The organism is Streptomyces sp. NPDC002536 (genome assembly GCF_053594995.1).
The window spans coordinates 40,054-64,252 of record NZ_JBSFWU010000015.1 but is presented as its reverse complement, the minus strand read 5'-3'; the positions used below and the strand labels follow the sequence as shown (position 1 = coordinate 64,252).

The window sequence follows — 24,199 nt, the reverse complement described above, 5'->3', positions numbered from 1 at the left end:
GATGGCCCATGAAAAGCGCGAAGGAACCGACGCTCTATCAGGACGTGGACGTCATCCGCCGCATTCAGGAGCTGATGGTCCTGTGCTCCCTGCTGCCGCCCGACGGCAAGCTGCGTGAGGTGCTGGAGCTCGCTCTGGCAGTTCACGAGGAGCCGCTGCTCGCCCGGATCACCCCCGTCACCAACCTCCACCCCTTCGCCACCAAGTCATGGCTGGAGAGCCTCTGGGACCCGGCCTCGACGACCGCGGCGGAGAAGGAGCTGGTGTCCTGGCAGAACACGAGCGAGAACATGGGGCCGGCCATTCAGGAGCTCAAGAATGCCGAGCGTCAGATGGGCATTCGGCTGGCCGCCGAGAAAGTGTCGTCACAGTAATCCCGAACAGTAATCCCGATCGGAGGAAATCGTGACCACAAGCCTTCTTCAGCAGGCCGTCGTCGACGCCGAGTTCCGTGCGGCGCTCCGTGAGAACCCGGCGGAGTTCGGCGTCACCGGGGCCGTCCTGCCCGCATCGGTGGAGCAGCACGACCAGGCGTCCCTGGACTTCTGGACCAAGGACATCGCCGCGACGGAGGCCTACGCCTGCGTGCAGAGCTGCAGCTTCGGCCCCCTCACCTGGTCGTGCGACGGCAACACCAAGTAACCGAAGGCCGCCGCTAGACGGCGCTGAAACACCGGCTCGATGACGCGGTGGGCCGCCCTCCGGCCGCCCACCGCGTCGTGCTGCCTCCGGGCCCGGCCACGACGGCTCCTTCCAGATCAGGAGAGATGAGCATGGGATGCACGGATCCGCTGGACCTCGCGGCACGGGCGAGCAACCTGGCCGAGCGGATGCAGGCGGTCGCCGCGCTCGGCGGGCCCGGGGCGTTCCCGGGGGCCGAGGAGGGCCTGGACGCCCTCGACCGCTGGAAGATCCGGAACCTGGCGGGGAAGCTCGCCGACAAGTTCCACCAGGAGTCCCTGCACCGGGCGGAACCGCCCCGGCACACCCGGGACGAACTGACCACGCTGCTCACCGCGTTCCGCCTGCTCGAACGGAACCTGCACCAGGCCGACGAGACGGTGCGCGGGACGCTCCTCGGCCTGCACGACGCCTGGCTGCCCACCTACGAGGCGGCGCTCGACTGCTTCGCGCAGCACCCGGAGGAGGCGGCGGCCCGGCACGACTCCGACGAGCACTACGCCCGGCTGGCCGCGGCCTGCGAGCCCTTCCTGCTCCACCTGGGGCACAGCCTGCGCGCGGTGTGCGCAGAACACCCCGTGCTCCGGGTGCAGTTGGTGGAGCACCTGCAGGCCCACTTCCTCGACCGGTTCGAACTCGCCCTGGCCTGGGCGCTGGAGGCGGACGCCAAGGTCCACTGCGCCGAGGCCGGCATCGACGCGGACCGCGCCACCACCGAGGACTATCTGCGCTACCTGGACGAGACGTTCGCCGACCGCGCCGCCTACCACCGGTTCTACCTCAAGTACCCCGTGCTGGGCCGCTGGCTCGCGCACTCCACCGCGCTGCTCGTCGCCCACGGCCGCGAGCTGCTCCAGAGCCTCGCCGAGGACGCCGAGGCGATCGCGGACGCGTTCTTCGGGGAGCCGATCACCGCGTTCACCGCGCTGCGGCTCGGCGACTCGGACCCGCACGCGGGCGGGCGCACCGTGGCCCGCATCACGGCCGAACTCGCCGACGGCAGCGTGCGGGAGTTCTTCCACAAGCCCCGCTCCGTACGCTCCGAAGCCGCGCTCCAGGACCTGCTCGGCCGCCTGGCCGGCGACGGCGTCCTCGGCTTCGCGACCCGTCCGGTGCTGCCGAGGGACGGCTACGGGTACGAGGCGCTGATACCCCCCGGGCGCAACCACGTCGACACGCCGGAACAGGCCGCGCGGATCTACGAGGAACTCGGCGGCCACCTCGCCGTGTTCTACGTCCTGGGCGGCAGCGACCTGCACTTCGAGAACATCATCATCGCCGACGGGCACGCGTTCGTGTGCGACGCGGAGACCCTGCTCGGGGTCCGGCTGCAGGGCCGGGCGCACTCCGAAGGCACCCTGCTGGACTCGGTGTTCAAGACCGGGCTGCTGGAGTGGCCGCAGCCCGACAGTCCGGCCGACGGGGCCGCCGGGATGAGGATCAGCGGCTACGCGGGCGGCGAGGGATACGACATCCCCGTGCCGGTGCCCCGCCTCAACGAACACCGGCTGACGTTCCGGGCGGCGGTGGAACACCGCACCGGCATCCACGTCGAGGCCACCGCCTCCAACCGGGTCTTCCTCGGCGGCGAGCTCGTCCGGCCCGAGGACCACAGCGCGTCGATCACGAACGGCTTCAACCGGGTGTACGAGTGGTTCCGGCGCGACCCGGACGCCGCCGCCGACTTCCTCATGACGGCCTTCAGCGCGGTCACGGCCCGCTTCGTCAACTGGGGCACCCAGATATACGTCCAGCTCCTGAGCGCGGCCCGCCACCCGCGCTGCCTCACCGAACCCCTCGAAGTGGACCTCCTCGCCAACACCGTACGGACCTTCCCGCGCACCTGGGACGACCGAGGGGTGCTCGCCGAGCGCGAGGTCGCCTCCCTGTGGCAGCTGGACGTGCCGATCTTCACCGCGACCGCCCACGCCCGGCGGCTGGTGCACGCCCACCGCGAGCAGCTCGCCTCGCACCTGGAGATCTCACCGATCGAGCTCGCCGCCGACCGCATCGCCAAGCTCTCCGACCGCAACCGCGAGCAGCAGAACCAGTACATCGCGGCGGGGTTGTCCTCGGCGGAGATCAACAGCCCCGCCTTCGCCGCCACCTCCCTGGAGTACGCGGAACGGATCGGCCGCCGCCTGTGCCGAGAGCTCCGGGCCGATGAAGCCGCCGCGCCGTGGACCTCGTACGAACTGTCGGGCGGGCGGCTGGTGGAGGCCGATGTCGAGGGCGACCTGTACCAGGGGTCGGCGGGTATCGCCTACTTCCTGGCCCACCTGGACCGGCTCGCGCCGCGCCCCGAGTACCGGGCCGCCGCCCGCCGGGCACTCGACCACGCCCTCGCGCACGTGGACGCCAAACGCATCGGCGCGTACACCGGAGCCGGCGGCACCGTCCATCTGCTCACCCACCTCGCCGAGCTGTGGCAGGAGCCCGCACTCCTCGGCCGGGCCGTCCGACTGAGCGACGAGATCGCCGAACGCATCGACGAGGACCGGCACTTCGACGTCCTGCACGGCGTGGCCGGGCTCATTCCCGTCCTGCTCGGCCTCGCCCGCCAGGCCGACGGCCACGGCATCGCCCACGCCCACCGGTGCGCCGAACACCTCCTGCGCCACGCCGTCGACGACGGGACGACGCTGAGCTGGCCGCCCTTCTCGCCCGACGAGGCGCACGCCAACCTCACCGGGTTCTCGCACGGCTCCGGCGGCATCGGCTGGGCCCTCGTCCGGCTGGGCACGGAGACCGGACGCCCGGAGTACGTGGCCGCCGGACGCAGGGCCTTCGCCTACGAGAACCGGCACTTCGACACCGCCGAACACGACTGGTACGACCTCCGCACCGACAACGGCGCGGCCGTCCGGGGCGCCCGGCACTTCTCCAACGCCTGGTGCAACGGCGCCGCCGGCATCGGCCTCACCCGCATCACCAGCTGGGCCGCGCTCGGCAGGACCGACGACGAGCTGCTGCTCGACGCCCACCGCGCACTGAACGCGACCCTGCGCAACTTCCCCCGGCTGAAGAACCACACCCTGTGCCACGGCACCTCCGGCAACGCGGAACTCCTGCTCCGCTTCGCCGCCCTGCGCGGGGAACCCGCCTTCCAGCTGGAGGCGAACGTCCAGGTCCAGGCGCTCTGGAGGAGCTTCGAGGACGCCGAGAGCGGCACTGCGGAGCACAGCGCCGATTTCTTCCCGGGACTGATGCTCGGCATCTCCGGTTTCGGCATGCACTTCCTGCGCCTCGCCGCCCCCGACCGGGTGCCCTCCGTCCTGCTCCTCGAACCGCTGCCGCACCCCGAACCGTGAAGGAGTCCGACCGGCATGCCGCTCAAGACCTGTGAGGAGTTCCTCCGGGACGCCCTCGAACCCGGCCTGTTCCGCGACGAGTTCAAGGCCGTCACGGCCGTAGAGGAAGTCGTCGTCATCGGACGCCGGCACGGCTACGGCTTCACCGTGGCCGAGTTCCTGGAGAAGGCCCGGACCTTCGACGGTCCCGGCTCCGGCGCCCGGCCGCCGGACGCCCCGGCCGGGACGGGGCCGACGACCGTCGCCCACTACGAGTACGAGCTCGCCGAACTGCCCGGCTTCGCCCCCGTGCTGGACGAGCTGCCCCGCCTGAAGATCGCGCCGCCCACCGTCGACCTGGCCCGGTTCGCCGACGACTTCCGCGCCGAGGACCTGGACTCCACCTCCCGCAACCCCGCCGAACCCGGCTACCGGGCCTGGCACCGCACACTCGCCGCCGACGGCCGGCGGGACCCCGGCACCCCCGGCGCGCCCCGCCGTGACTTCCATCTGGTCAACCTTGACGAGCACGTCGAACACGACGGCTACGAGGAGTACTTCGCGGCCAAGGGCCGGGTGGTGACCGCCCTGGAGAACGTCTTCGGCGGCGAGGTCCGCTGCTCCGGATCGCTGTGGTACCCGCCGGGCGCCTACCGGCTGTGGCACACCAACGAGGACGACCCGGGCTGGCGCATGTACGTGGTCGACTTCGACCGCCCCTTCGACGACGGCGGGGAGACCTCCTTCTTCCGCTACCTCCACCCGCGCACCCGGGAGCTCGTCACCCTGCCCGAACAGCCGAGGACCGTGCGGTTCTTCAAGGTCTCCCAGGACCCGCAGCAGCTGCTCTGGCACTGCATCGCCAACCCGACCGACCGGCACCGCTGGAGCTTCGGCTTCGTCGTCCCGGAGAACTGGATGGACGGAGTCCGCCGCAGCGGCTGACCGGTACCGGGAACGGGAGGAACGATGTTCGGAGCAGGACAGCGGGCGGCACGCCGGCCCGCGGCGGCCGGCGCACCGCCGGCCGCACCACCGGTCCCACCGGCCGTGTGCGCGCGGGGCGTGGTCAAGTCGTACGGGGAGCGCGAGGCCGTCCGCGGCATCGACCTGACCGTGGCCCAGGGGGAGACCTTCGCCTTCCTCGGACCGAACGGAGCGGGCAAGACCACCACCATCCGGATGCTGTGCACCCTCGCGGCACCGACCGCGGGCAGCATCGAGATCGCCGGCCACGACACCCGCACCGCGCCCCGGCAGGTGCGGCGCAGTCTCGGCCTGGTCTTCCAGGAGACCACCCTGGACCCGGAGCTGACGGCCGAGGAGAACCTGCGCTTCCACGCCGACCTGTACGCGCTGCCGACGGCCGGCCTCGGCGAGCGGATCGACGCCATGCTCGGCCTGGTCGGGCTGCGCGAACGCCGGAGTTCCCTGGTGCGCACCTTCTCCGGCGGCATGCAGCGCCGCCTCGAAATAGCCCGCGGCCTCATGCACCGGCCCCGCCTGCTCTTCCTCGACGAGCCGACCATCGGCCTCGACCCGCAGACCCGGGCCCAGGTGTGGACGCACCTGGCCGAGGTCCGCCGCAGCGAGGGCACCACCGTCTTCCTCACCACGCACTACCTGGACGAGGCCGAGCAGTGCGACCGGATCGCCATCATCGACGAGGGCCGGATCGTCGCCGAGGGCAGCCCGGACGCCCTGAAGGCCGTCGTCGGCTCCGACCGGGTGCAGCTGCGCACGGACGACGACGAGGCCGCGGCCGCGCTGCTGCGCGGGCGGTTCGGGCTGGAACCGGCGGTGGCGGACGACGGGATCACGGTACGGGTGGCCGACGGCGCCCGGCTCGTACCGGTGGTGTGCGCCGGACTCGACGTCGCCGTCTACGAGGTCGTGGTCAGCCGGCCCAGCCTGGACGACGTCTTCCTGCACTTCACGGGGCGGGGCATCCGCGACGACCGGACCGAGGCGGGAGGCCTGTCATGACAGCGACCTCCGCGGGCCCGGCACCGTCCGCCGCGCCGGAACCGGGCCGGTTCGCCGCCGAATGGCGCGCGGGCGTCATGGTGTGGCGCCGCGAGATGATCCACTTCCTGCGGAACCGGACGGGGATGGTCGTCTCCCTCCTCCAGCCGCTGCTCTTCCTCTACATCCTCGGGATCGGCCTGTCCCGGATGTTCTCCGGGCCCGGCTCGTCCTCCGACTACATGGTGTTCCTCTTCCCGGGCGTGCTGGTGATGGCGGCCCAGGCGCCCGCGATCTCCGTCGGCGCCTCGATCGTGTGGGACCGGGAGAGCGGATTCCTGCGGGAGATGCTGGTGGCGCCGGTCCGCCGCAGCACGCTGCTCGTCGGCAAGTGCCTGGGAGGCGCGACCGTGGCGGCCTGCCAAGGGGGAGTGGTGCTGGCCAGCGCGGGACTGACCGGGATCCCGTACCGGCCCGGGATGTTCGCGGAGCTGCTCGCCGAACTCGTCCTCGCGTCCCTGGCGATGACGGTGATGGGCGCGGTGGTCGCGGTGCGGACCCGGCGGGTACGGACCTTCCACACCGTGCTCACCGTGCTGACGGCCCCGCTGGTCTTCCTCTCCGGGCTGATGTTCCCGGTGAGCGCCATGCCCGGGTGGATGGCGGCCGTCACCGTCGTCAACCCCCTGACGTACGCCGTCGACGCGATGCGCCGCACGGTGCTCTCCTACCACGACGCACCGGCGGACAGCAGCCTCTTCGCCCCGGTCACCTGGGGCGGCCACGCGGTACCGCCGCTGCTGTCGGTGGCGCTGGTGGCGGCCTTCTGCGCGGTCATGCTGGCCGCGGCCAGCCGGGCCTTCTCACGGACGGAATAGACCACGACGCACGACGGGACGAGAGGAGTCGCAGCATGCGGAAGTACGGAAGAGGGGTCCGCCGGGGCGTGCTGTCGCTGGGGGCGGTTCCCCTGGCGGCGGCCGTGCTGCTCGGCGGGCAGGCCCGCCCCGCGGCGGCCTTCGGCACGATCAACTCGCTCGGGCAGCACGCCGAGCACGAGCGCATCACCCGCGCCGCACTGGCCTGCCCGCCGGGACGGGACTCCGACGGGTCCTGCTTCGAACCGCGGTCCCTGGACCAAGTGGCCGGTCACACCGGCACGTTCGGGGCGGTGGGGTCCCCTGACTCCGACGAGATCACGGTCTCCGCCGCGCACTGCGACAACGCCGACCACCTCGCCCAGCCCGGCTATCCCATCGGCAGGGAGCAGGCGTCGAGCCAGCTCATATCCTGTGTGACGCACCTGCAGTGGCGCTTCGGCAAGGGGGCGGACGCCGCCTCCGGCGTGCTCGGCGGCGACGGCGCCGTGGCCCCCGGCGAGGTCGACCTCGGCAGGGACTGCGTCTTCACGCTCGGTATCCCGGGGCGCGGCAAGTGCAATGCCGTCGAGGGCTTCGGCCGCGCGCTGCACGGGGTGCAGGACTTCTACTCGCACAGCAACTGGACCGACCGGGCCGACCCGGCCCGCCCCACCGGCAAGGACAACCCGCCCGGACTCCAGCAGGCGGCCCCCTCGCCGCTGTTGCAGCTCTCGGAGGGCAAGCCGCCCTCGCCCGGCGCGATCCCCGAGGACCTCACCACCGGCTGCTTCTCCCTCCTGGGCGGCTGCTCGAGCCGGGTCGACCACGCCACCCTCAACAAGGACACCGGGCTGATCGACCCGGTGACCGGCGCCACGAGCGGCCCGACCACGCCCCGCGGGAAGACGGCTGGCAACTTCGACCGGGCCGTCCAGGGCGCCATCGCGGACACCCGGCGCCAGTGGGCGGACTTCCGTGCCCTCCTGGAGGAGCGCTACGGCAAGGAGCAGGGCGGCAGGATCGGGTGCGCCCTGACCCACGACAACCCGGTCCGCGACTGCCGCTGAGGCAACGTCACTTCGCCTGTTCCGACGGGCACGCGGTCCGCTCGGCGAAGGCCCGGGCGAGGCCGGGCCAGGCGGCGGCCATGTCGACGAGGAACGCCTTCTCGGCGTCGAGCCCGCCGCCGGCCGGCCCGTGGTGGCCGAAACCCGCCACATCCTCCGGGCGGCCGGCGAGCCGGGCCGCCCGGGCCGCGGCGATCACACAGGCGAGCTCGGCCGCCGCCGCCCGGGCCGGCGGCACACCGCGGACGGCGACGTACTGCCGGGCGAGCGCGGGGGTTCCGGGCGGAATGTGGCCCTGCAGGGCGATGATGGCGTCCCGGGTCTCGATGACCTTCCGGTACACGAGCAGGTCCCGGGGCACGAGCGGCCGGAGGAGCTCGGCCACCCTGCCCCGCGGCGCGGTCAGCGCCACCTGTGGCACGGCCTCCATCAGGTCGTGCCACAGCGGCCACAGCCTCCAGGCCGTGCGGGCGTCGGATGCCTGACGGCGGACGGCCGCGAATGCCGGCACGAGGATCGCCGCGGCCCGGAACAGTGCGTGCAGTGTCAGGACGGCCGGGAGATGCGGAAGGGCCGTCTCGTCCCCGACGGCGAGGCGGACGCCTTGCCCCGCCCAGTACACCCAGGCGAACGCGGTCCCGAGCCCGAAGAGCCCGAGCCCGACGGCGAGGGGGCGGCTCTCCGTGCGCCGCCCGTAGCGCCAACACACGATCACACACAGCGTGTTCACCGTGATGTGCACGCCGATCACGATGATCCGGTACGCGGCGGTGGGCGCCGGTCCGGCCCGGCAGTTCAGGAGCAGCAGCACGGTGATGGCGAGACACACGGCCGGAACGAGCACGCGTGGCACCCGGCGGATCCCCGCGGTGGCCAGAAGGAAATGCAGCACGGCACCGGCCGAGACCACCCCGATCAGATTCCTGGCCACGGTCAGCTCGGCACTGCGCCCGAACGTCTCGGCCGCGGGCCGGGTCACGACGGGCAGATTCAGCGTCATGGCGAGCGCAGCCGTCCCGACCGCGAGCCACAGAGCACGCTGCGCCGGACACCGCACGGCCCCGGGGGCCCGTACCAGGACGGCGACCCACAGCAGGATCACGCCGGTGGTCTGTGCATGTGTCTCGATGTCAGCGGACATACACGGCAGTTCGGTCGGAAGAGCTGCGGGCGCACATGTGACCGCATCCTGGCAAACGGACATCTGTGCGACAAGGCTGTTGTGTGAACGGTTGGGCAGAACAGGCCACTTGGGCAGTGTCGAGCCCGATCGGTCGATCCCGTCCCAAAGGTTGAGCACAAATTGCGCACACCCTCTCTACATAGCGGCATCAGATGGTCTAGGTTGTGCGTGCTTCGGCCGCTCGGTCACGAGACGACCAATAGAGGGGTGATCAACCCTTGGGGCCCGAGAGGGCCTCGGGTGCGGGGAGCACCCGAGGTTCCGACGGGTTCCCGTGCACTTTGAGAGTCCAGCAGGACATGCGAGTCCGCCGCCGCCACGGCGGGTTGTTCCAACAGCACTGAAACAGCACTGAAACAGCGCGATGTCATGCACGGGAGGCGTGAGCCTCCCGAGGGGGAAAACAGTGCGGGGGGCGGGGGCCTCTCGGGGGGGAGGGACAGTGTCGGGCGAACACGTCGAACCACTGGCGACCTGGGGGGTCCTGTGCCTCAGGGGGGATTAGTCAGCCCGTCTCCGTCGGCGCGAAGACGCATGGAGAACGGGTCGATCAGCCGGCACGCGACCGACTGGGAGCAGCGGTACCACCGGGCAGTGATCACCGGCGACACCCTGGCCACCGCCTTCGTGGTGGCGTCGATCGGCATCTTCTTCGGGGCACGGGACGCGGCCAACTGGCACGAGAAGTGGGGCATTCTCGCCTTCGGCACCGAACTGCTGGTGCTGGGAGCGTTTGCGGTGAGCCGGGCGTGGGCCCCGGCCGTACTCGGCCAGGGCGCCGAGGAATTCCGCCGGCTCGGACGCGCACTGTCCACGGCGGTCGTCGTCCTGGCCCTCGGCGGGATCGCCCTCACCTCGCGCAACATCAAGCTCTGGATCTTCGTCGCGATCCCGGCGATCGCGCTCGTCACCATGACCGAGCGGTATCTGCTGCGCCTCTGGCTGCACCGGCAGCGGCAGGAAGGCCGGTGCCTGCGCCCGGTGCTCGCCGCCGGGAGCCCGGACACCGTGCGCGACCTGATCACCCGGACCCGCAAGTTCCCGCACCTCGGCTGGCGGGTGGAGGCGGTGTGCACGCCGGACGGTCTCGGGTTCGACGATGACCGACTGGACGGAGTGCCGGTCGTCGGCCGGCTGGCGGACGTCGCCAATCACGTCCGCCGCGACGGCTACCGCGTCGTCGCGGTCACACCGGACCCGCACTGGTCACCGGACCGGCTGCAGCGGCTGGCGTGGAACCTCGAAGGCAGCGATGCCGAGATGGTCGTGGCCCCCGTGCTGATGGAGGTGGCCGGCCCGCGGCTGCACGTCGACGCGGTGCTCGGGATCCCGCTGCTGCGGGTCAGCATGCCGGCCTTCACCGGGGGCCGCCGGGCGGTCAAGGAGGTCGTCGACCGGCTGGGCGCGGCGATCCTGCTGGTGCTGTTCGCGCCGCTGATGGTGCTCGTCGGGCTGCTCGTGCTGGCGGACAGCCGGGGCGGGGCGCTGTACCGCCAGCGCAGAGTCGGCAAGGACGGCCGCGAGTTCACCATCTTCAAGTTCCGCACCATGGTCGCCGGGGCCGACAAGGCACGTGCCGAGCTGGCGGACCGCAACGAGGGCGCCGGCCTGCTGTTCAAGCTCCGCCGGGATCCACGGCTGACCCGGGTCGGAGCGGTCCTGCGCCGGTACTCGATCGACGAACTCCCGCAGCTCTTCAACGTGCTCACCGGCTCGATGTCGCTCGTCGGCCCGCGGCCTCCGCTGCCGGAGGAGTCCGCCGCGTACGGCCCGGACATCCGGCGGCGGCTGCTGGTCAAGCCCGGGCTCACCGGCCTGTGGCAGATCAGCGGACGCAGCGACCTGCCGTGGGAGGAGGCGGTCCGGCTGGACCTGCGGTACGTGGAGGACTGGTCGCTCGCCCTCGACTCGGTGATTTTGTGGAAGACGCTGCGTGCGGTGCTCCAAGGGCAGGGGGCCTACTGATGCGGGGGAGGAACGGGACATGAGAATAAGCGTCTTGGGGCTCGGCTACGTGGGCTGTGTGTCGGCCGCGTGCCTGGCCGGCCTGGGACACGAGGTCATCGGGGTGGACGTCAACCGGGCGAAGGTCGACCTGGTCAACGACGGCAAGGCCCCGGTGGTCGAGGAGCGGATCGGCGAACTCACCGCCGAGGCCGTGCGGACCGGGGCGCTGCGCGCCACCGACGACGTCCGCGAGGCGATCACGGGCAGCGAGGTGTCGCTGGTCTGCGTGGGCACGCCGTCGGAGCCCAACGGCAGCCTGTGCACCACGTATTTGGAGCGCGTCACCGAGCAGATCGGCGCCGCGCTGGCGGATCGCAGTGGGCGCAGTGGGCGGCACACCGTCGTGTTCCGCAGCACCATGCTCCCGGGCACCTGCCTGAACCTGCTGGTGCCGATCCTGGAGAAGCACGTCGGCGGCACGGCCGGGGTGGACTTCGGGGTCGCGGTCAACCCGGAGTTCCTGCGCGAGGGCACGAGCGTGCGGGACTTCTTCGACCCGCCCAAGACCGTCATCGGCGAACTCGACCCGGCGAGCGGCGACGTGGTGGCGGCGCTGTACGACGGCCTGCCCGGCGAGGTGTTCCGGGTGCCGGTCCCGACGGCCGAGGCGATCAAGTACGCGGACAACGCGTTCCACGGCCTCAAGATCGGCTTCGCGAACGAGCTGGGCGCGGTGTGCCAGGCGCTCGGGGTGGACCCGCACCAGGTGATGGACGTGTTCCTGGCCGACCGCAAGCTGAACATCAGCCCCGCCTATCTGCGGCCCGGCTTCGCCTTCGGCGGCTCCTGCCTGCCCAAGGACCTGCGCAGCCTGGTCCACGCGGCGCAGCGGGCCGACGTCTCGGTGCCCATCCTCGCCCACGTGCTGCCCTCCAACTCCGACCATCTGCAGCGCGCGGTGGAGCTGGTCGAGCGCACCGGCAGGCGCCGGGCGGGCCTGTTGGGACTGTCCTTCAAGCCCGGCACCGACGACCTCCGCGAGAGCCCGCTCGTCGAGCTGGCGGAGAGACTCATCGGCAAGGGGTACGACCTGCGGATCTACGACGCCAACGTGAACCTGTCCCGGCTGCTCGGCGCGAACCGCGAGTACATCGAGACCCGGCTGCCGCACATCGCGCAGCTGCTGGTGGACTCCGTCGACGAAGTGCTCGACCACGCCGAGGTGTGCGTGGTCGGGACCAAGGACCCTGCTGTGCTGTCGGCGCTTCCGCACGGCGACGGCACGGTGCTCATCGACCTCGTCCGCATTCCCGACGCCGAGGCGCGCCGGGCCGAACCGGGGTACGTGGGCCTTGTCTGGTGACACATCGTTCGGTGACACGGTCAGCAGTGAACGGCAGGACCGGCGTGCGCTGATCCTGGTGGAGAACCTGTCGGTGCCGTTCGACCGGCGGGTGTGGCAGGAGTGCACGACGCTGCGCGACGCGGGCTGGACGGTGCACGTCATCTGCCCCCAGGGGCGTACGCGGGACACGGAACCGGAGGCGGAGATCGACGGGGTGCGGATCCACCGCTACCCCTTGCGCGCGGCCACCGGAGGTCCGGCCGGCTATCTGCGGGAGTACGGAACGGCGTTGTGGCACACGGCCCGGCTGGCCCGCAAGGTCGGCCCGGTCCACGTGGTCCATGCCTGCAACCCGCCCGACCTGCTGTTCCTGCCGGCCCTGTGGCTGAAGCGGCGCGGCGCGCGGTTCGTCTTCGATCAGCACGACCTGGTACCCGAGCTGTACCTCTCCCGGTTCAACCGCGGCGAGGATCTGCTCTACCGCGCCGTGTGCGCGCTGGAACGGCTGACCTACCGGGCCGCGGACGTGGTGCTCGCCACGAACGAGAGCTACCGGGACGTCGCGGTGCGCCGTGGCGGCCGGTGCCCTGCGGACGTCTTCGTGGTGCGCAGCGCACCCCAGGCCGACCGGTTCCAACCGGTTCCGCCCGAGCCGGAGTTGAAGCGCGGCAAGCCTCATCTGCTGTGCTACCTCGGCGTCATGGGGCCTCAGGACGGCGTCGACTACGCCTTGCGGGCCCTGGCGAAGCTGCGTGACGAACTCGGGCGGACCGACTGGCACGCGGTGTTCGTCGGGGCCGGCGACGCCTTCGACGCGATGGTGAAGCTGTCCCGGCAACTCGGGCTGTCCGAGCAGGTGGAGTTCACCGGGCGCATTCCGGACGCCGACCTGGTGCGGTACCTGTCCACCGCGGACGTGTGCCTTTCCCCCGACCCGCGCAATCCGCTCAACGACGTGTCGACCATGAACAAGGTCCTGGAGTACATGGCGATGGGCCGGCCGATCGTCTCGTTCGACCTCCGGGAGGCGCGCGTCTCCGCCGGTGATGCCGCCGTCTACGCGCCCGCCAACGACGAGGCCGAATTCGCCAGGCTCATCGGGCTGTTGCTGGATGATCCGGAGAAGCGGGCCCGGATGGGCAGGACCGGCCAGGAGCGGATCGGCGGGGAGCTGTCCTGGCGGAACTCGCAGGCGTCGCTGCTCGCCGCCTACGCCGTTGCCTGCCGTGACCGCACCGCGGTGCCGGCGGGCGACCCGGTCCGGTCGGGGAGGAGGCCGCACCGTTGAGCGATGAAACGATACGTCTGGTCACGATGGGGCGGATTCTCCGTCGGCGCTGGCGGCTTCTCGCCATCCTCACCGTGCTGGGCGCGCTCGTCGGCTACGGCACCTCGGTGCTGTTCCCGCCGCGTTACACGGCGTCGGCATCGGTACTGCTGCCGGGGCAGTGGGAGGAGCGCGCGCTGCTGACCCAGGCGGAGATCGCGACCAGTTCGGCGGTGGTCGACCGGGCGGCCGCCGCGCTCGGCTGGACGGGCGTCACCGGCGCCGGGCTGCGGGACCGGGTGAGCGCCGAGGCCTCCGACGGGAACATCATCAAGATCTCGGGCACGGCCGGCACCCCGGAACGCGCGCAGCGGCTCTCCGACCAGGTGGCCCGGCAGTTCGTCACCTTCGCCGCGCGGATCGCGGGCGACACCTCCGACTCCGACGCGACCACGGGGCCCGAGGCACTGCGGCAGAAGGTGGACGAGACCGACCGCCGCATCACCGACCTGGCCAACGGGGCCGATCCGGGCCGGACCGTGGAGAGCGTGCAGGGCCGCACCGAGCTCGAAAAGCTGCGCGCCGCGCTGCAGGAGGCCATGAAGAAGCTGGGCCAGGCCGACCCGGTGGCCAACAAGGCCGGCATGGTCGTCATGGGGCCGGCGGCCCGGCCGACCGGCGAGGCACCGCCGACGAGGGCGCAACTCATCGGCGCCGGGGCGCTGGTGTTCTTCCTGCTCGCGGTCATCGGCCATCTCGTCGCCGCGCGGATGAACCGCCGGCTGCACACCGGGCCGGAGATCGCCGCGGCACTGGGCTCGACGCTGCTGGGCACCGTCGACGTCCCCGACGAACGGCCCGCGCACCGGCCGGAAGGCCGTGGCCCGCGGGCCCGGATCCGCAGGCTCCTCGGCGTCGACACCCGGTGGGACGCACCGGCCCCGCGGGTGTCCGGCGACGAGGCCGGCAGACGGATCCGCTACCGGCGGGTGTGCGCCCGCCTCCGGGACCGGCTGCCCGCTCCCCGGCGGCTGCTGGTCGTCGTACCGGACGGCGACGGGATCGCCCGCCGGGCCGCCGGGGAACTCGTCGCCGAGGCCGAGAGCGGTCCCCTGCTGCGGGTGGTGGACGTCCCGGTGTCCCGGCCGATGGTGCCGGACCGCGACACCGAGTCCGGTGCCCTGGTCGTGATCGGCGCGGGCAGTCGGACCGCGGAGGAGCTCGCCGGCATCGCCGAGGCGTGTGCGGACGCCGGGCAGGAGGTCGTCGGCGTCGTCGTCGCCGGCACGGTCCGGGCCCGTCCGGCGCGGACGGCCGGCGATCCTCCGGGCGACGCCACTCCGGCGCTCGCGGTGCGCGGCCACGCGAGGGGAGGATGTGCGTGACGACGAGCACGAATTCGGAGCCGTCGGCCGCCGCTCCGCTCCTCGACCTGCAGGCACTGGTGGCAGCGGTGCGCAGGCGCCGCCGCCTCTGGTGCTCCATGGCACTGCTGGGCCTGCTCGTCGGCGCGGCGCTGGCGGTCCTGCTGCCGCCGCCGTCGACCGCGGTGACCAAGGTGCTGGTCGCGCACCGGGAGGACCAGCCGAACGACACCGGAACGCTGATCCGCACCGACGTCCAGCTGCTGGGGACCACACGGATCGCCGGCAAGGCCCTGCAGTCCCTCAAGTCCCATGAAAATCCCGAGGACTTCATACAGAGCTACCGGGGTACCGGATTGACCAACAACCTGTTGCAGATCGAGGTGACAGGCGGCAGCGACGCGGAAGCGGTGGCGCGGGCCGAGGCGCTGGCCGACGCGTTCGTCGCGGACCACGTGGCACGGATGCAGGAGACCGCGAAGGCCGAGGCCCAGGCCCTGCTCGACCAGCGTGACCGCATGCGGGACGAGCTCACCCAGGTCAACAAGGCGATCGGGGACCGGCAGCCGGGGAGCGACCCGAAGGCGTCGGCGAGCATCGAGTCGCTCTTCGCCCGCCGGGCCGAACTCACCTCGCGAATCGCCGACTTCGACCAGCGCGCCGCAGAGGCGCGCACGGGCACGCCCAGGCTCGTCGCCGGTACGCAGATCGTGGACGCCCCGCGCGCGGTGCGGCACTCCCTGCCCAAGGTCGCCGCCACCAACGCCGCGGTCGGGCTCGTCCTCGGCCTCGTCCTCGGGCTCGCGGTGGCCGCGGTCGGCACGGTGGTGGCGGACCGCCCCGTGCTGCGCCGGGAGATCGCGGCGAACCTGGGCGCCTCGGTCGTCGCGGAGCTGCGCGGCGTGCCCCGCCGGCCGGCCGGCCGGTGGGAGCGCCGACGGACCCGGGCGGCGCGCGAACGGCTCACCGCGAGCCTGGCCCGCACCGTGCGCGGCTCCGCGGAACCGGTGTCGCTGCTGGAACTGGGCTGTGCGCACACCACGAGCGTGATCGCCCTGGACCTCGCCGAGGCGCTGGCACCGGACGGGCCAGTGGTGATCATCGACGGTCTGCCCGGCCTGCAACTCGCCGACCGCAGCCGGAAGCCGGGAGGCCCGACCGTGGTCAGCGGCGAGCGTGCCGCGGACATCTCGCACGAGGAACGCCGGTTCGGCGTCGGCTCGGTCGCGCCCGGCGCGGCATGGACCGGCCTCCCGTACCTCGGCACCCGGACCGTGCTCGTCGTGCGTGCCGGGCACGGCAGCGCCGCATGGCTGCACACCGTGGCACGGCAACTCGCGGACCTGGGCATCGAGGTGATCGGCGTGGTGCTGATCGACCCCGACCCGCGCGACCGGACCGACGGCACGCTGTGGGACGGGCTGCACACCGCGCTGCGCGGCCACGACCAGCGGCAGGCCCGGCAGAACGATGGGGGTACCTCCCACGCCGTCAAGGCAGTGGGGGAGGACCGGCGGCGGACGGAGCGGCCGCCGATGTGGGCCGCACGGGTCCCGGACAGCGACCAGGAGGCGCAGTAGAACGTGTGTGGCATCACAGGCACTTACCGGTGGCCGGACGGGAAGGCCGTGACCGACCGGCTCACCGACACCCTCGCCCACCGCGGTCCGGACGGGGCGGGCCGGTACAGCCACCCCGCCGGTGACGGCGAAGTCCACCTCGGGCACCGCCGGCTGGCCATCATCGACCTGTCCGGGACCGGCGCCCAGCCGATGGTCTCGGGCGGCCTCGCCCTCTCGTACAACGGCGAGCTGTACAACGCGCCCGAGCTGCGTGCCGAACTGGCAGCCGCCGGGGTGCGCTTCCACGGCACCTCCGACACCGAGGTGCTGCTGGAGGCCTGGCGGCGCTGGGGCACGGACTGCCTGCCCCGGCTGCGCGGCATGTTCGCGTTCGCGGTCTTCGACGAGCGGACCCGTGAACTGGTGCTCGCCCGCGACCAGTTGGGCATCAAGCCGCTGTTCCTGCTCCGGCGCGGTGCGGGCCTGGTGTTCGCCTCCGAGCTCAAGGCGCTCGCCGCCGTGACCGGCGGGTCGCTGGAGGTGGACCATGCGGCGCTGGTGGCCTCGCTGCTGTACTACTGGGTGCCGGACTCGCGCTGCGCGTTCCGCGAGGCGGAGAAGCTGCCGCCGGGGAGTTGGCTGCGGTGCCGGCCCGACGGCCGGGTGGAGCGCGGCCGGTTCTGGAACCTGAAGGACGTCGCCGCCGAGGCCCGGGAACGGGCCCGGAGCGGCGAGCAGCCGGACGTGGCCGCCGTCGTCGAGGAGTCGACCCGGCGCCACATGCTCTCCGACGTCCCCGTGGCGACCTTCCTCTCCGGCGGGCTGGACTCCAGCTACCTGACCGCACTGGCGGCCCGCCACCAGCCGGGGATCTCCGCCTACACGATCGGATTCCGCGCCGAGGACGCCAGGTTCGAGGCGATGCCGGACGACCTGCGCTACGCCCGGCAGGTGGCCGGGCGCTTCGGCGTCGACCTGCACGAGATCGAGATCGCCCCGGACGTGCTCGACCTGCTGCCGCGGATGACGTACCACCTGGACGAGCCGATCGGCGACCCCGCCGCGATCAACACGTTCCTGATCTGCTCGGCCGCCCGGGAGGCCGGGGTCAAGGTGATGCTCTCGGGGATGGGCGCCGACGAGCTGTTCGCCGGCTACCGCAAGCACCTGGCCAACCTGCTCGCGCTGCGCTACCAGCGCATCCCGCGACCCCTGCGGCGCGGCCTGTCCAGGGCCGTGGACCGGCTGCCGGTCGCCGGCTCCCGCCGGGGATACCGGTCGGTGCGCTTCGCGAAGCGGTTCCTCTCCTTCGCCGATCTGCCGGAGGAGACCGCGTTCCGGCGCAGCTACACCATGTACGACCAGGACGAGTTGCTCGCCCTGGTCGATCCGGACCTGGCCGGGACGGTCGAGGACGTGCTCACCGAGCACGCGGACATCTACCGGGACAACGACCTCGACGACTTCGTCAACCGCATGTGCCTGGGCGACGCCCGGATGTTCCTGCCGGGCCTGAACCTCGCCTACACGGACCGGTCGAGCATGGCCGCGTCGACCGAGGTGCGGGTGCCGTACGTGGACGTCGAGGTGGTCAAGGCGGCGTTCGCGGTGCCCGGCGATCGCAAGATCGTCGGACGGCAGGGCAAGGCCGTCCTCAAGGAAGCGGCCGCCTCCGTCCTGCCCCGGGAGATCGTCTACCGGCCCAAGGGCCTGTTCAGCGCCCCGCTGCGCGCCTGGATGAGCCGCGATCTGGCACCGCTGGTGCGCGAGGTGGTGCACGACGGCCTGCTCGTCAACTCCGGGCTGCTGCGCCGCGACGCGCTGGCGCGCATGGTCGCCGAGGACGCCGCCGGACAGCAGGACTACTCCAAGCATCTGTGGCATGTGCTGACCCTCGAGTACTGGTACCGCGGCGCGACCTCTGGGTCCGGCCAGAGCACTCGGTTGACGGCTTAGGAATTCAGAGGAGTTCGAGTGAAACAGGTTGTGCAGAACTACAAGAGCGGCGAGCTGGCGCTGCTCGACGTGCCGGAGCCGGGGTGCAAGCCGGGGGGTGTGCTGGTCCGCAGCGCCTACTCGCTGATCTCCACCGGGACCGAGCTCATGAAGGTGTCCGAGGCCGGCATGTCGATGCTGGGCAAGGCCCGTTCCCGGCCGGACCAGGTGGCCAAGGTCGTGCAGAGCGTGGCCACCAACGGGGTGCCCGCCACCTACCGCAAGGTGATGGGCAAGCTGGACTCCTACACGCCGCTGGGCTACTCGCTGTGCGGGGTGGTCGAGCAGGTCGGCGCCGGGATCGACGAGGTGAAGGCCGGCGACCTCGTGGCCTGCGCCGGCAACGAGCACGCGCTGCATGCCGAGTTGAACTGGGTGCCCAAGAACCTCTTCACCCCGGTGCCGGCCGGCCTCGCGCCGCAGCACGCGGCCTTCGGCACCGTCGGGTCGATCGCGATGCAGGGCGTCCGCCAGGGCGAGCCGCAGCTCGGGGACGTGGCACTGGTCATCGGCCTCGGGCTGATCGGGCAGTTGGTGGTGCAGCTCCTCGCCGCCTCGGGAGTCCGCGTCGTCGGGGCCGACCCCGACCCGGTGCGCTGCGGGCTCGCCGAGCGCCTGGGCGCCGTGGCCTGCGGCGACCCCGGGTCCGCGGCCGTGGAGGCCGCCGTCGCCGAACTCACCGGCGGTCACGGTGTGGACCAGGTGTACCTGGCCGCCGGCGGCGGCAGCAATCAGCCCGTCGAGCTGGCCGCCCGCCTGAGCCGGGACCGCGGCCGGGTCGTCGACATCGGCAAGTGCCGCCTGGACCTCCCGTGGAACGCGTACTACGAGAAGGAGCTCGACGTCCGGTTCTCCCGCTCGTACGGCCCCGGGCGCTACGACCCGGAGTACGAGCTGGAGGGGCGGGACTACCCGATCGGCCACGTGCGCTGGACCGAGCGCCGCAACCTGGCGTGCTTCCTCGATCTCCTCGCCCGTGGCCGTGTGGACGTGGAGCCCCTGGTCTCCCACATCGCCGACTTCGACGACGCCGTCGAGACGTACCGACGTCTGAAGGACGGCGATCTCAAGGCCGTGGCCGTGCTGTTCCGCTACCCCGGGCACGAGGTGGAAGCCGAGGCCCCGGTGGTCGCGGTGCCCACGGTGCCCACGGCGAACGTGCAGCGGAGTCCGGCCCGGGCCGCCAGGGGGCCGGTGCGGCTGGCGTTCGTCGGCGCGGGAAACTACGCGACGTCGATGCTGCTGCCGCACCTGGCACAGCGCGACGGCGTCGAGCTGTCGACGGTCGTCACCACGACGGCGCTGTCCGCGGCCAACGCGAAGCGGAAGTTCGGCTTCGCCGGGGCGACCACCGATCTCGACGCCGTGCTCGGTGACACGTCCATCGACGCGGTGTTCGTCGTCACCCGCCACAGCTCGCACGCCGAACTGACCCGGAGAGCGCTGCTGGCCGGCAAGACGGTGTTCGTGGAGAAGCCGTTGGCCCTCACCGAGGACGAGCTGGCCGACGTGCTCGCGGCGGTGGAGGAGTCCGGCAACGACCGGCTGCAGGTGGGCTTCAACCGCCGGTTCGCGCCGCTGCTGCAGGAGGCCAGGAAGCGCTTCGGCGCCCGGTCCGGGCCGGCGAACCTCCGCTACCTGGTCAACGCGGGCCGGCTCCAGCACGGCAGCTGGTACCTCCAACAGGGCACCGAGGGCTCGCGGTTCGCCGGCGAGGGCGGGCACTTCATCGACACGGCGAGCTGGCTGCTCGGAGCCGACCCGGTCTCGGTGTACGCGGTCGCCACGCCCGGCAACGAGGACCTGCAGGTCATGCTGCGCTACCCGGACGGGTCCACCGCCACCGTCAGCTACCTCACCACCGGCGCGCCCGGCTTCCCCAAGGAGACGCTGGACCTGGTCGCGGACGGCAAGGTGCTGCGGCTCGACGACTTCGTCCGCGCCTCGGTGTATTTCGAAAAGAGCACAGCCGGCCCCAAGAAGTGGGTCAGTTCACGGCTGCCCCAGGCCCGGGACAAGGGCCAGAACGCCGAACTGGCCGCGTTCGTCAAGGCCGTGCGGACCGGCGGGCCGATGCCGGTGCCGCTGGAGTCGCTGGTCGCCACCACGGCGGCCACCCTCGCCGTGCAGGCCGGCCTCGCGGGCGGCGCGCCGGTGACCCTGGCGAGGACGCAATGACTGTGATCTCGGGGAGTCCAGGCTGGTACCTGCGGCGGCTGTCCCGGATGGGACCGCGGGAGGCCGTCGGCCGGGCGGGCGACGCGGTGCGCAGGCGGCGGTGGCGGTCGGCGCGGCCGGACTGCCCGAACGTGACCGGCGCCCGGTTCACCGCCGTACTGCCCGCCGGGGCGATCGCCGCAGTGCCTCCGGACGCCGCGAAACGCCTCATCGCCGAGGCGGACCGGCTGATGTACGGGCACGCCGAGTATTTCGGGGTGGTCCGCGACGACCTGGCCGACCCGGACTGGTGGTACGACCCGAAGACCGGGCGCCGGGCTCCGTGGGGCTACGCCTTCGACGTGCCGTACCGGCAGGAGGACGTGGTCGGGGACATCAAGCAGATCTGGGAGCCGTCCCGGCACCAGTACCTCACCGTGCTCGCCGCCGCCTATGCGATCACCGGGAACGAGCGGTACGCCGAGCGGGTGGCCGAGCACCTGCGGTCGTGGTGGGCCGCCAACCCGCCGCTGCGCGGCGTGCATTGGATCAGCGGTATCGAGCTGGGCATCCGGCTGCTGTCCTGGGTGTGGATCCGGCGGCTGCTCGACGGATGGCCGGGCGCGGCCGGGCTGTTCGAGGACAACCCGGTGGCGCGGAACCAGATCTGGCACCACCAGCGCTGGCTGGCCGCCTTCCCCAGCCGGGGGTCCTCGGCGAACAACCACGTCATCGCCGAGGCCGCCGGGCAGTGCGCAGCGGCCTGCGCGTTCGGGTGGTTCCCCTCCTCGGCGCGCTGGCGGGCCGACGCGCTGCGGTCGCTGGAGCGGCACCTGCGCAGCAACACCTTCCCCTCCGGCCTCAACCGCGAGCTGGCCTCCGAGTACCACGGACTGGTGCTGGAGCTCGGCCTGGCCGCGGTGGCCGAGGCGGATGCCGCCGGCGTGCCGGTCCCCGCGTCGGTCCGGCTGGTGCTGCTGCGGATGACCGACGCCCTCGCGGCCGTCGTGGACAGCCGGCTGCGGCCGCCGCGCCAGGGGGACGCGGACGACGGGCACGGTCTGGTCGTGGACGGCGCGGGCACCGACCGCTGGGCCTCGCTGCTGGCCACCGGGGACGCCGTGTTCGGCCGGCTCGACTGGTGGCCGGCGGTGACCGGCACCGATGTGCGCACCCCGCTGCTGGCCGCGCTCATCCGGCCGTACGGAACAAGCGGAACCGTGACCCGCCCGGCAACCCGGCCGGGCCACTTCGCCGACGCGGGCATGACCATCCTGCGCGGTCCGGAGGGAATCTGGTGCCGCTGCGACGCCGGTCCGCACGGCTTCCTGTCCATCGCCGCGCATGCCCACGCGGACGCGCTGTCCGTGGAGGTCCGGCACGACGGGGTCGACGTGCTCGCCGACCCGGGGACGTTCTGCTACCACGGGCAGCCCGAGTGGCGGCAGTACTTCCGGTCGACCCTCGGCCACAACACCCTGCAGCTGGACGGCGACGACCAGTCCGTCTCCGGCGGCCCGTTCCTCTGGACCCGGCATGCCCGCAGCCGCGTCCTGGTCGCGGACGCATCCGGCGGGAGCGTGGCCCGCTGGTGTGCCGAGCACGACGGCTACCATCCTTCCGTGCACCGCCGCCGGGTGGAACTGGTGGACAAGAGCCGGGAGTTGAGGGTGGTCGACGAGGTGCGCGGCCCGCGCCGGGCCGTGCACCTGGCGTTCCATCTCGGCCCGGCGATCGCCGCGGACCTGGTGGGGAACCGGGCGGTGCTCACCTGGACCCGGGACGGCGAGGACCGCTCCGCGGTGCTCGACCTGCCCGGGCAGCTGCGCTGGCGGGCGCATCGCGGCGAGACCGACCCGCCGCTGGGCTGGTACTCCGCCGGCTTCGGGCGCAAGGAACCCGCCACCACGCTGGTCGGCACCGGCTTCGCCGGCGGCACCGCGCTGTCGGGGGAGTTCACCACCGTACTCGGGTTCCGCGGCTAGGGAGGACGTGTGGGGAGCATGTGGCGGAACTGGGCGTTGCTGGCGGTACCGGCCCTGCTGGCGACCGGCTGTACGAGCACGTCGGACGCCTCGGAGGAACCGGCCGCCGCGCCCTCCACGTCCGCGGCCCGGTCCGTGGCCCGGATGTGCGCCAAGCCCGCGGCCGGGCCGGAGAAGGCGCCGTCGGGTGCGGTGACGGTCGACCCCGCGGTGGTCGGCGACCTGGCTGCGAAGACCAAGAGCAGCCCCCCGAACACCACGTTCTGGCTCCGGCCGGGCACCCACAGGCTCGAACCGGACCGCTACGCCCAGGTCATTCCCAAGGAGGGGGACAACTACCTCGGCGCTCCGGGCGCTGTGCTCGACGGCCGGAAGACCAACCAGTACGCGTTCGCCGGACCGGCCCGCAACGTCTCCATCCGCTACCTGACCGTGCAGGGATTCGTCGCGCCGCAGAACGAGGGCGTGGTCAACCACGATTCGGCCGACGGGTGGGTGATCGAGCACGCGACGATCCAGCACAACTCCGGCGCCGGGCTGATGGCCGGTGCCCGCCAGCAGGTCCGCGCCAGCTGCCTGCGCAGCAACGGACAGTACGGAATGAACGCGTACAAGACCGGCGCCCCTGTCAGTGGCCTGGTGGTCGAGGGCAACGAGATCGTGGCCAACAACACCGACGACTGGGAGCGGCGGCAGGAGGGCTGCGGCTGCACCGGAGGCGTCAAGTTCTGGGCCGTCAACGGCGCCGACGTACGCGGCAACTGGGTGCACGACAACCGCGGAACCGGGTTGTGGGCGGACACCAACAACAACGACTTCCGCATCGAGGACAACGTGCTGGAGGCCAACGACGGTGCCGCGCTGATCTACGAGACCAGCTACAACGCGGTCATCCGGAACAACACGTTCCTGCGGAACAACTGGGTCGAGGGCCGCAAGTACGCCGACCGCGGCGACAGCTTCCCCTTCTCGACCGTCTACCTGTCCGAGTCCGGCGGCGAACCACGGATCCGGGCCCGCACGGACAAGATCGAGATCTACCGGAACGTGCTGGAGAACAACTGGTCCGGAATCACCCTGTGGGAGAACGCCGACCGGTTCTGCAACAGCCCGGCCAACACCTCGTCCGGCGACTGCACGTTGCTGGTGCGGCAGACCGACCGCTGCGCGCGGCCGACGATCTCCACCGCACCGCTCTACGCCGACTGCCGGTGGAAGACCCAGCGGGTGGACATCCACAACAACCGCTTCGTGCTGGACAAGTCCGTCGTCAAGTGCACGACGAAGTGCGACCGCATGGCGGTGCTGGCCAACTACGGCACCTATCCGGACTGGTCGCCGTACCAGGGCGAGCGGGTGGCCGAGGCGATCACCCTCAAGCAGGACAACCGCTGGCACGACAACGTCTACCTCGGACCATGGAAGTTCGTCGCCCACGACCCGAGCCGGATACTCGACTCCGGGCAGTGGCAGGGCACGCCGTACCAGCAGGACGCGGGCAGCACCTTCGCCCCACAGGACGGTGGTTGAC

The 24,199-nt window shown here is 72.0% G+C and carries 17 protein-coding genes; 16 read left to right on the top strand and 1 reads right to left on the bottom strand.

From position 1 onward, the window contains the following. The first annotated feature begins 8 nt into the window (after positions 1 to 8). The 7 genes from ACWD4B_RS08385 to ACWD4B_RS08355 all read left to right on the top strand — a co-directional run bounded on the left by ACWD4B_RS08385 (position 9) and on the right by ACWD4B_RS08355 (position 7,863). Positions 9 to 374: a DurN family substrate-assisted peptide maturase gene (locus ACWD4B_RS08385; protein WP_451420060.1), complete on the top strand. Its 366-nt coding sequence runs from the start codon at positions 9 to 11 to the stop codon at positions 372 to 374. A 31-nt stretch (positions 375 to 405) separates the two neighbouring features. Continuing rightward, positions 406 to 642 (top strand): cinnamycin family lantibiotic, encoded by a 237-nt coding sequence (locus ACWD4B_RS08380; RefSeq protein ID WP_451420059.1) that lies wholly within the window; start codon positions 406 to 408, stop codon positions 640 to 642. 131 nt (positions 643 to 773) lie between these two features. Further along, the gene (locus tag ACWD4B_RS08375) at positions 774 to 3,992 is read left to right on the top strand and encodes a type 2 lanthipeptide synthetase LanM family protein (RefSeq protein ID WP_451420058.1); all 3,219 of its coding nucleotides are present in this window, start codon (positions 774 to 776) and stop codon (positions 3,990 to 3,992) included. A 15-nt stretch (positions 3,993 to 4,007) separates the two neighbouring features. Continuing rightward, positions 4,008 to 4,916: a Nif11 family protein gene (locus tag ACWD4B_RS08370; protein ID WP_451420057.1), complete on the top strand. Its 909-nt coding sequence runs from the start codon at positions 4,008 to 4,010 to the stop codon at positions 4,914 to 4,916. 24 nt (positions 4,917 to 4,940) lie between these two features. Then, entirely contained in the window at positions 4,941 to 5,957 is a 1,017-nt protein-coding gene (locus ACWD4B_RS08365; protein WP_451420056.1) for an ATP-binding cassette domain-containing protein, read from the top strand. Then, positions 5,954 to 6,814 carry an ABC transporter permease gene (locus ACWD4B_RS08360; RefSeq protein ID WP_451420055.1) on the top strand — a complete coding sequence of 287 codons (861 nt, stop codon included), beginning with the start codon at positions 5,954 to 5,956 and terminating at the stop codon, positions 6,812 to 6,814. Before ACWD4B_RS08365 ends, ACWD4B_RS08360 begins: the two co-directional genes overlap by 4 nt. Positions 6,815 to 6,849: 35 nt before the next feature. Then, entirely contained in the window at positions 6,850 to 7,863 is a 1,014-nt protein-coding gene (locus tag ACWD4B_RS08355) for a CinY protein (RefSeq protein WP_451420054.1), read from the top strand. Positions 7,864 to 7,870: 7 nt separating this feature from the next. On the opposite strand, the gene ACWD4B_RS08350 is transcribed toward ACWD4B_RS08355, so the two are convergent. Next, positions 7,871 to 9,004, bottom strand: a complete 1,134-nt coding sequence (locus tag ACWD4B_RS08350; protein ID WP_451420053.1) for an MAB_1171c family putative transporter — start codon at positions 9,002 to 9,004, stop codon at positions 7,871 to 7,873. A 528-nt stretch (positions 9,005 to 9,532) separates the two neighbouring features. On the opposite strand from ACWD4B_RS08350, the gene ACWD4B_RS08345 reads away from it, so the two are divergent. Genes ACWD4B_RS08345 through ACWD4B_RS08305 form a run of 9 tightly spaced genes read left to right on the top strand, consistent with a single transcriptional unit; the run spans position 9,533 to position 24,198 of the window. Then, positions 9,533 to 11,011 carry a sugar transferase gene (locus tag ACWD4B_RS08345; RefSeq protein WP_451420052.1) on the top strand — a complete coding sequence of 493 codons (1,479 nt, stop codon included), beginning with the start codon at positions 9,533 to 9,535 and terminating at the stop codon, positions 11,009 to 11,011. 19 nt (positions 11,012 to 11,030) lie between these two features. Further along, complete coding sequence (locus ACWD4B_RS08340) at positions 11,031 to 12,356, top strand: nucleotide sugar dehydrogenase (protein ID WP_451420051.1); 1,326 nt, start codon at positions 11,031 to 11,033, stop codon at positions 12,354 to 12,356. After that, the gene (locus ACWD4B_RS08335) at positions 12,346 to 13,626 is read left to right on the top strand and encodes a glycosyltransferase family 4 protein (protein WP_451420050.1); all 1,281 of its coding nucleotides are present in this window, start codon (positions 12,346 to 12,348) and stop codon (positions 13,624 to 13,626) included. Before ACWD4B_RS08340 ends, ACWD4B_RS08335 begins: the two co-directional genes overlap by 11 nt. Next, positions 13,623 to 14,990: a Wzz/FepE/Etk N-terminal domain-containing protein gene (locus tag ACWD4B_RS08330; protein ID WP_451420049.1), complete on the top strand. Its 1,368-nt coding sequence runs from the start codon at positions 13,623 to 13,625 to the stop codon at positions 14,988 to 14,990. The genes ACWD4B_RS08335 and ACWD4B_RS08330 overlap by 4 nt, the downstream gene beginning before the upstream one ends. After that, complete coding sequence (locus ACWD4B_RS08325) at positions 14,987 to 16,549, top strand: Wzz/FepE/Etk N-terminal domain-containing protein (RefSeq protein WP_451420048.1); 1,563 nt, start codon at positions 14,987 to 14,989, stop codon at positions 16,547 to 16,549. The genes ACWD4B_RS08330 and ACWD4B_RS08325 overlap by 4 nt, the downstream gene beginning before the upstream one ends. 3 nt (positions 16,550 to 16,552) lie before the next feature. Then, positions 16,553 to 18,487 carry an asparagine synthase (glutamine-hydrolyzing) gene (asnB, locus tag ACWD4B_RS08320; protein WP_451420047.1) on the top strand — a complete coding sequence of 645 codons (1,935 nt, stop codon included), beginning with the start codon at positions 16,553 to 16,555 and terminating at the stop codon, positions 18,485 to 18,487. Between the two features lie 18 nt (positions 18,488 to 18,505). Continuing rightward, a complete protein-coding gene (locus tag ACWD4B_RS08315; protein WP_451420046.1) occupies positions 18,506 to 20,704 on the top strand; it encodes a bi-domain-containing oxidoreductase in 2,199 nt (732 codons plus the stop codon). Continuing rightward, positions 20,701 to 22,668, top strand: coding sequence for an alginate lyase family protein (locus tag ACWD4B_RS08310; protein WP_451420045.1), 1,968 nt, complete (start codon positions 20,701 to 20,703; stop codon positions 22,666 to 22,668). Before ACWD4B_RS08315 ends, ACWD4B_RS08310 begins: the two co-directional genes overlap by 4 nt. 18 nt (positions 22,669 to 22,686) lie before the next feature. Then, positions 22,687 to 24,198, top strand: a complete 1,512-nt coding sequence (locus ACWD4B_RS08305; protein ID WP_451420080.1) for a right-handed parallel beta-helix repeat-containing protein — start codon at positions 22,687 to 22,689, stop codon at positions 24,196 to 24,198. Position 24,199: the final 1 nt, after the last annotated feature.